This is a genomic window from Streptomyces sp., from assembly GCF_036566765.1.
Taxonomy (GTDB): Bacteria; Actinomycetota; Actinomycetes; order Streptomycetales; family Streptomycetaceae; genus Streptomyces.
In genome coordinates, this window is sequence record NZ_DATCVQ010000193.1 from 1 (window position 1) to 7,571 (window position 7,571).

The following is a 7,571-nucleotide window of genomic DNA, read 5'->3' on the forward strand; positions in this document are numbered from 1 at the left end:
CCCGGCGCCCGCCCCGGCGGACCCACCGGTGCGCCCGCCGGCGCATCGGCCGGCCGTCCGACGGCCGGCCCCGGCCCGCTGCCCGGCGCCCAGGTACGACGCTGGATCGAGATCAACGGCACCCGCCACCAGATCTCCCGCCCGACGCTGGTGCTGGGCCGCAGCACCGACGCCGACGTGCGGATCGACGACCCCGGCGTCTCGCGCCGGCACTGTGAGATCCGGACCGGAACGCCCTCGACGATCCAGGATCTCGGGTCTACCAACGGCATCGTGGTAGACGGGCAGCACACCACCCGCGCTACGCTCCGCGACGGCTCGCGGATCGTCGTGGGCAGTACCACCATCGTTTACCGGCAAGCCGAAGGGTGAAGCGGGGGCAATGTCAGAGCTGACCCTGACGGTCATGCGGCTGGGTTTCCTGGCCGTACTGTGGCTGTTCGTGATCGTGGCCGTACAGGTCATCAGGAGCGACCTGTTCGGCACACGTGTCACGCAGCGCGGCTCCCGGCGGGAGAACGCGCGGCCGCAGCAGGCCGCCCGCCAGGCCGCCGCGGCGCCGCCGCAGCAGCGCGCCCAGCAGGCCGGGCCTCGCCAGCGCCGTGGCGCGCCCACGAAACTGGTCGTGTCCGAGGGCACGCTCACCGGCACCACCGTCGCGCTGCAGGGCCAGACCATCACCCTGGGCCGCGCACACGACTCAACGATCGTGCTGGACGACGACTACGCCTCCAGCCGGCACGCCAGGATCTACCCGGACCGGGACGGTCAGTGGATCGTCGAGGATCTCGGGTCCACCAACGGCACGTATCTCGACCGGACCCGCCTCACCACCCCCACACCGATTCCGCTGGGCGCGCCGATCCGCATCGGCAAGACCGTCATCGAGCTGCGGAAGTAGTGCTACATCATGGATAGGCGCGAGCGGAACGAGCGGGACCGGCTCCCGACCGGAGGGTGGGCAGTGTGGCTCGAGACCGGCTGTACCCCGAGGCAGCATCGACAGGGCAGGTCGGCATGACACTGTCACTGCGCTTCGCCGCGGGCTCGCACAAGGGCATGATCCGCGAGGGCAACGAGGACTCCGGCTACGCCGGGCCCAGGCTGCTCGCCATCGCCGACGGCATGGGCGGCCAGGCCGCCGGCGAGGTCGCCTCCTCGGAGGTGATCTCGACCCTCGTCCAGCTCGACGACGACGTCCCCGGCTCCGACATCCTCACCTCCCTCGGCACCGCTGTGCAGCGCGCCAACGACCAGCTGCGCATGATGGTCGAGGAGGACCCGCAGCTCGAGGGCATGGGCACCACGCTCACCGCCCTGCTGTGGACGGGCCAGCGCCTCGGCCTGGTCCACGTCGGCGACTCGCGCGCCTACCTGCTGCGCGACGGCGTCCTCACTCAGATCACGCAGGACCACACCTGGGTGCAGCGGCTCGTCGACGAGGGCCGGATCACCGAGGAAGAGGCCACCACCCACCCGCAGCGCTCGCTCCTCATGCGCGCGCTGGGCAGCGGCGACCACGTCGAGCCCGACCTCTCCATCCGCGAGGTCCGGGCCGGCGACCGGTACCTGATCTGCTCCGACGGCCTGTCCGGCGTCGTGTCCCACCAGACTCTGGAGGACACCCTCGCCAGCTACCAGGGCCCGCAGGAGACCGTGCAGGAGCTCATCCAGCTCGCTCTGCGCGGCGGCGGCCCGGACAACATCACCTGCATCGTCGCCGACGTCCTCGACACCGACTCCGGCGACACTCTCGCCGGTCAGCTCAGCGACACCCCGGTCGTCGTCGGCGCGGTCGCCGAGAACCAGATCCAGCTCGGCGACGGCGGGGCCATGCAGACCCCGGCCGGCCGCGCCTCCAGCCTCGGCCGCCCGCCCCAGGCGCAGCCGCCCGCCGGCGGCTTCGGCCCGCCCGGCAGCGGTGACGACCTCGGCTACGGCGGCATGCCCCCGCAGGGCTCGTTCGGCGCGTACACGGACGACGACTTCGCCAAGCCGCGCGGCGGCCGCAAGTGGCTCAAGCGCTCGTTCTTGTTCGTCCTCACGCTCGGCGTGGTCGGCGGGGCGCTGTACGGCGGCCACCGCTGGACGCAGACCCAGTACTACGTGGGCTCCAACGACGAGCACGTGGCGCTGTACCGGGGCATCAGTCAGGACCTGGCCTGGGTGAAGCTTTCGGCGGTCGAGAAGGACCACCCCGAGATCGAACTCAAGTACCTGCCGCCCTACCAGCGCAAGCAGGTCGAGGAGACCATCGCGGGCGGCAGCCGAGACAAGGCCGAGACCAAGATCCAGCAGTTTGCGACGCAGGCCACGGCCTGCAAGAAGCAGGAGCAGCGCAAGGCGGCCGCCGACGCGGCGACCGACAAGGCGACCACTCCGCCGCCCTCCGAGGGCGCCGCCACCCCGTCCAAGCCCACCACAGCCGCTCCCTCACCGGGCCCCACCCTCACCGCCGAGGAGCAGAAGCTGGCCTCGAACTGCGGCAAGCAGTAACCGCCCGTAGGGGGGCCTTTCACCACCATGAGCGTTGTCACCAACACGACCACCATCGGCGCCATCGAGGCACCGAGCCGCCGTAACACCGAACTGGCGCTGCTCGGCTTCGCCGTCGCCATCCCGGTGTTCGCCTATCTGAACGTCGGCCTCGCCATCGACGGCAAGGTGCCGTCCGGCATGCTCGGCTACGGAGCGGGGCTCGCCCTGCTGGCGGGCGTGGCCCACCTCGTGGTGCGCAAGTTCGCCCCGTACGCGGATCCCCTGCTGCTGCCGCTGGCGACCCTGCTCAACGGCCTCGGCCTGGTGCTGATCTGGCGGCTCGACCAGTCGCCGCGACTGATCGCCCGGTCCATGGCGCAGTTCGACAGCTTCAGTCCCGACGCACCCAAGCAGATGATGTACTCGGCGATCGGCATCGCCATGTTCGTCGGCGTGCTGCTGCTGCTCAAGGACCACCGGGTCCTGCAGCGCTACACGTACATCTCCATGGCCGCGGCCCTCGTGCTGCTGCTGCTGCCGCTGGTGCCCGGCCTCGGCTCCGACGTGTTCGGCGCCAAGATCTGGATCAACGTCGGCGGCTTCTCGATCCAGCCCGGCGAGTTCGCCAAGCTCGTCCTGGCGGTGTTCTTCTCCGGCTACCTGATGGTCAAGCGGGACGCGCTGGCGCTGGCCAGCCGCCGCTTCATGGGCCTCTACCTGCCCCGCGGCCGGGACCTCGGCCCGATCCTGACGATCTGGGCGATCAGCCTGCTCATCCTCGTCTTCGAGAACGACCTCGGCACCTCGCTGCTGTTCTTCGGCATGTTCGTGATCATGCTGTACGTGGCCACCGAGCGGACCAGCTGGGTCGTCATGGGTCTGCTGATGTCCACCGCCGGCGCGGTCGTGGTCGGCTCCACCGCCACCCACGTCCAGTCCCGCGTGGCCGCCTGGCTCGACCCCTTCGAGTGCCTCAAGACCGCTCCCGAGGGCAGCAACATGGCCGCCGCGTGCGACCAGATGTCCCAGGTGCTGATGTCCTTCGGCTCCGGCGGCATCCTCGGCACCGGCCTCGGCCAGGGCAACTCCGACCTCATCGGCTTCGCCGCCAACTCCGACTTCATCTTCGCCACCGTCGGCGAAGAGCTCGGCCTGGCCGGCGTCATGGCCTTCCTGCTCCTCTACGGCCTGATCATCGAACGCGGCGTACGCACCGCCCTGGCCGCCCGCGACCCCTTCGGCAAGCTCCTCGCCATGGGCCTGTCCGGCGCCTTCGCCCTGCAGATCTTCGTCGTCGCCGGCGGCGTCATGGGCCTCATCCCGCTCACCGGCATGACCATGCCGTTCCTCGCGTACGGCGGTTCTTCGGTGATCGCGAACTGGGCCCTGGTCGGCGTGCTGATCCGCATCAGCGACACCGCACGCCGCCCGGCCCCCGCCCCCGCCCCGTCCCCCGACGCCGAGATGACCCAGGTGGTCCGACCGTGAACAAGCCCCTGCGCCGGGTCGCGATCTTCTGCGGCCTCCTGGTCCTCGCCCTGCTGATGCGCGACAACTGGCTCCAGTACGTCCGCGCCGACGAGCTCAACTCGCACTCCAGCAACAAGCGCGTCACCATCGAGCGCTACGCCCACGAGCGCGGCAACATCATCGTCGACGGCAAGCAGATCACCGGCTCCGTCGACACCAAGGACCCGTACTACGCGTTCAAGCGCACGTACACCGACGGGGCCATGTGGGCCCCCGTCACCGGGTACGCCTCGCAGGCCTTCGGCGCCACGCAGATCGAGTCGATCGAGGACGGCATCCTCACCGGCAACGACGACCGGCTCTTCTTCGACCGCACCCTGTCGATGTTCACCGGCGAGAAGAAGACCGGCGGCGACGTCATCACCACCCTGAACGGCGCCGCCCAGAAGGCCGCCTTCGAAGGCCTCGGCGACAAGAAGGGCGCCGTCGCCGCGATCGACCCGCAGACCGGCAAGATCCTCGCGCTCGCCTCCACCCCGTCGTACGACCCCTCCACCTTCGCCGGCTACCACGACAAGGACGCCAAGGCCTGGCAGGACCTGGAGAAGGACCCGGACAAGCCGAAGCTGAACCGCGCCCTGCGCGAGATCTACCCGCCCGGCTCCGTCTTCAAGGTCGTCACCGCCGCCGCGGCGCTGGAGAACGGCAAGGTCACCGACATCGAGGAGGCGACCGAAACCCCCGAGCCGTACAAGATCCCGCTGTCCACCAAGAACATGAAGAACCACGCCTCGGGCTGCAAGGACGCCACCCTGAAGCGGGCTCTCGAAGTCTCCTGCAACTCGGTCTTCGCCAAGCTCGGCGACGAGGTCGGCCGCGACAAGATGGTCGAGATGGCCGAGAAGTTCGGCTTCAACAAGGAGCAGTTCATCCCGGTCCGCGCGGTCTCCTCCGTCTACGACAAGAAGATGGACCGCGGCGGGAACGCGCTCTCCTCGATCGGCCAGTTCAACACCGCCACCACCCCGCTGCAGATGGCCATGGTCGCCGCCGCGGTCGCCAACGACGGCAAGCTGATGAAGCCGTACATGATCGACCAGCTGCGCTCCCCGGGCGTGGATGTGATCAGCACCACAGAGCCGGAGGAGCTGAGCCGCCCGGTCTCCCAGGAGAACGCGCAGCTGCTCCAGACCATGATGGAGAGCGTCGTCACCGACGGCACCGGCTCCAAGGGCGACGTGGACATGCCGGGCGTGAAGGTCGGCGGCAAGACCGGCACCGCCCAGCACGGCCCGAAGAACAAGGCCCGCCCCTACGCCTGGTTCATCTCGTACGCCAAGACCGACTCGGGCTCCCCGGTCGCCGTCGCCGTGGTCGTCGAGGACGACGAGGGCACCAACCGCGAGGACATCAGCGGCGGCGGCCTCGCCGCCCCGATCGCCCGGGACGTCATGAAAGCGGTCCTGAAGAGCAGAAGCTGACCCGACCTCCGGGCACAGTCGGATACCGGTCAGGTATCAGGTACCGGTCACGGGCGGAACGTCTTCCCGAGGCCGGTACCGTATGCGCGAGCAGCTACACCGCCGGACCACGCACGGGTGCGGTCGGGACAGACGGAGAGGGCTGGTTTGGCTATGGAAGAGCCGCGTCGCCTCGGCGGCCGGTACGAGCTGGGCTCGGTGCTCGGCCGTGGTGGCATGGCCGAGGTCTACCTCGCCCACGACACCCGGCTCGGCCGCACCGTCGCCGTGAAGACGCTGCGGGCCGACCTCGCCCGCGACCCGTCTTTCCAGGCCCGGTTCCGCCGGGAGGCCCAGTCGGCCGCCTCGCTCAACCACCCGGCGATCGTCGCCGTCTACGACACCGGCGAGGACTACGTCGACCAGGTCTCCATCCCGTACATCGTGATGGAGTACGTCGACGGCTCCACCCTCCGTGAGCTTCTTCACTCCGGCCGCAAGCTGCTGCCCGAGCGGACGCTGGAGATGACCGTCGGCATCCTGCAGGCGCTGGAGTACTCGCACCGCGCCGGCATCGTCCACCGCGACATCAAGCCGGCGAACGTCATGCTGACGCGCACCGGCCAGGTCAAGGTCATGGACTTCGGCATCGCCCGCGCCATGGGCGACTCCGGCATGACCATGACCCAGACCGCCGCGGTGATCGGCACGGCGCAGTACCTCTCCCCGGAGCAGGCCAAGGGCGAGCAGGTCGACGCCCGGTCCGACCTGTACTCCACCGGCTGCCTGCTCTACGAGCTGCTGACCGTCCGGCCGCCGTTCGTCGGCGACTCCCCGGTCGCCGTCGCGTACCAGCACGTACGCGAGGAACCGCAGCCGCCGAGCAACTTCGACCCCGAGATCACGCCCGAGATGGACGCCATCGTCCTCAAGGCGCTGGTCAAGGACCCCGACTACCGCTACCAGTCCGCCGACGAGATGCGCGCGGACATCGAGGCCTGCCTCGACGGCCAGCCGGTCGCCGCGACCGCGGCGATGGGCGCGGCGGCGTACGGCGCGGGCGGCTACGGCGGCTACGGGTCGGACGACCAGCCGACGACCGCGCTGCGGCAGGCCGACCCGGCCGGGCAGACCTCCATGCTCCCGCCGATGAACCCGGACGACGGCGGCTACGGCTACGACGACCGCCCGGACCGCCGCCGCCAGAAGAAGTCGAACAGCTCGACGATCCTGCTGGTCGTGGCGGGCGTCCTGGTGCTCGTCGGCGCGATCCTCATCGGCCAGTACCTGTTCAGCAACGACAACGGCTCCAACAAGATCCCGGTGCCGCAGTTGGTCGGCAAGACCCTCCAGGAAGCGAAGACCAACGCCGACAACGTCGGCGTGAAGATCGCAGAGGGCGGCACCGCCCGCTGCGACCAGCCCAAGGGCTCGATCTGCACCCAGACCCCGGCTGCGACCAGCGGCGCGCAGATGATCAAGGGCGAGACCATCACCGTCCAGGTCTCCGAGGGCTCGCCCCTCCAGGAGGTCCCGGACGTCACCGAGAAGTCCCGGTCGAGCGCGGAGGAGCAGCTCGAGAAGAAGGGCTTCAAGGTCGAGGTCAAGGAAGAGGAGTCCGACGAGGACCCGGGCACGGTCATCCGGCAGGACCCGACCGGCGGCTCGCAGGCCGAGAAGAACTCCAAGGTCACGATCTTCGTCTCGAAGCAGAAGCAGTCGCAGCTGCCGAACGTCGTCGGCCGCGACGTCAACCAGGCGGTCCAGCAGCTGAGCGCGCTCGGCTTCACGAACGTCGCGCAGCAGCAGGTCGACTCGCCGCAGGCCGCCGGCATCGTCGTCGAGCAGACCCCCAAGGGCGACTCGAAGCAGCCCAAGGACGTCCAGATCACGCTGAAGGTCTCCAAGGGCCCGGCGCAGCAGCTGACCATCCCCGGCGACATCCAGGGCAAGAAGCTCAAGGACGTGAAGAAGCAGCTGGAGGACATGGGTCTGGTGGTGCAGCTCGCCCCCGGCTCCTCCGACAAGGACAACGCCACGGTCATGAACAGCAACCCGGCACCGGGCCAGCCCGTGACCCCGGGCCAGACCGTCGCCCTCTTCGCCGTCGGCGGCGACGACGGCGGCAACGGCGACAGCGGCGGGTTCTTCGGCGGCGCCACG

6 protein-coding genes are annotated in these 7,571 nt (G+C 69.7%); all 6 read left to right on the top strand.

The genetic code is table 11. The features are described 5' to 3' along the window. Positions 1–372: FHA domain-containing protein (locus tag VIU94_RS10795; RefSeq protein ID WP_331910091.1), on the top strand; the 372-nt coding region annotated here is incomplete at its 5' end. A 10-nt stretch (positions 373–382) separates the two neighbouring features. Further along, complete coding sequence (locus VIU94_RS10800) at positions 383–901, top strand: FHA domain-containing protein FhaB/FipA (RefSeq protein ID WP_331910093.1); 519 nt, start codon at positions 383–385, stop codon at positions 899–901. A 116-nt stretch (positions 902–1,017) separates the two neighbouring features. Next, complete coding sequence (locus VIU94_RS10805; protein ID WP_331910096.1) at positions 1,018–2,496, top strand: Stp1/IreP family PP2C-type Ser/Thr phosphatase; 1,479 nt, start codon at positions 1,018–1,020, stop codon at positions 2,494–2,496. Positions 2,497–2,523: 27 nt separating this feature from the next. Continuing rightward, a complete protein-coding gene (locus VIU94_RS10810) occupies positions 2,524–3,966 on the top strand; it encodes an FtsW/RodA/SpoVE family cell cycle protein (protein ID WP_331910098.1) in 1,443 nt (480 codons plus the stop codon). After that, the gene (locus tag VIU94_RS10815) at positions 3,963–5,429 is read left to right on the top strand and encodes a penicillin-binding transpeptidase domain-containing protein (RefSeq protein ID WP_331910100.1); all 1,467 of its coding nucleotides are present in this window, start codon (positions 3,963–3,965) and stop codon (positions 5,427–5,429) included. The genes VIU94_RS10810 and VIU94_RS10815 overlap by 4 nt, the downstream gene beginning before the upstream one ends. A gap of 153 nt (positions 5,430–5,582) precedes the next feature. Further along, positions 5,583–7,571, top strand: a 1,989-nt coding sequence (pknB, locus tag VIU94_RS10820; protein ID WP_331910102.1) for a Stk1 family PASTA domain-containing Ser/Thr kinase, incomplete at its 3' end; no start/stop codon positions are given.

Coding starts and splice junctions, on each gene's coding strand:
- VIU94_RS10800 (WP_331910093.1), top strand. CDS start 383: ATGTCAGAGCTGACCCTGACGGTCATGCGGCTGGGTTTCCTGGCCGTA.
- VIU94_RS10805 (WP_331910096.1), top strand. CDS start 1,018: ATGACACTGTCACTGCGCTTCGCCGCGGGCTCGCACAAGGGCATGATC.
- VIU94_RS10810 (WP_331910098.1), top strand. CDS start 2,524: ATGAGCGTTGTCACCAACACGACCACCATCGGCGCCATCGAGGCACCG.